The 939-nt window shown below is 72.8% G+C and carries 1 pseudogene; it reads right to left on the reverse strand.

The annotated features are described in order from the left end of the window. Positions 1–939: pseudogene (locus tag CCN39_RS50580) on the reverse strand (hypothetical protein); the annotation flags it as partial.

A 939-nucleotide genomic window follows, 5' to 3' on the forward strand; every position in this document is an offset into this window, starting at 1 on the left:
GACCGGATGATCCGGCGGGCAGCTCCCTGCGACCTGTGGTGATGCCAGCGGGCTGGCGTCGCCGGGGTTCGGGCCGGATGACCTCGACCTCGACCTTGTAGGTGACGTCCCAGCCGGGCGGGGGGCGCAGCCACTCGCCGTCGCCCCCGGGCATCGACCCGGGACCGCTCGTGGTGCGGCCCTTCTCCCGCCGCCGCCCCGTCCTCGGTCCCGTCGTACCTCCCTTCGGCTTCCGGCGCCAGCTGTGTGGCTTCTTCTTCCGAGGCGGCTTCGGCGTCTTCTTCGTCCTGCCCTTCGAGCTGCCGGGCTTGGGCTTCTTGGTGAGATCGACCTTCTCTGTGTCGTCCTTCTTCGCCCCGGCCGTGTCACCGGCCTTCGGCTTCTTGGTCAGATCGAGCTTCTCGTCGGGCTTGCCCTTGCCGGTCTCCTTCGGGTCCTTCGTGGCCTTCGGGTCGGTGGCGCCGGCCTTCTCTCGCTCGCGCTTGGCCTTCCGCTTCTCCGCCCTGCGCTTGCGCCGGTCGGCCGCCTCGGCTGCCGCTTCCTTCCGGGCCGCGGCGCGGTCGGCCAGGTCGGCCTTGCGCTCATCGGCCGCAGCCTGGCGTCCGGCCTTCGCTTCGTCGTTCTTGCGCTGCTGCCGCCCGGTCGCGAGCTTCCCGAGCGTGCCCGGCGACCTCTTCGCACCGCTCGTTGAGCCCTTGCTCGATCCCGAGCCCGGGCCAGACGATCCGGTGCCTCCCCCGGCCGCGCCCTTCGAGCCCTTGCCCGATGAGCCCGTCCCCGGGGTGCGCGAACCGCCGCCAGCAGCGCCGTTCTTGGAACCCTTCGGTCCCGTGCCCGCGCCCGTACCGCGGCCGCCGGCCCCGGCGGAGCCGTTAGCCGAGCTGCCCCGGCCGCCGCTCTTCGGGGAGGGCTTCTGCTGCTGGCCGAAGCTGCCGCGTC

It is taken from the genome of Amycolatopsis kentuckyensis, assembly GCF_002155975.1.
Lineage (GTDB): Bacteria > Actinomycetota > Actinomycetes > Mycobacteriales > Pseudonocardiaceae > Amycolatopsis > Amycolatopsis kentuckyensis.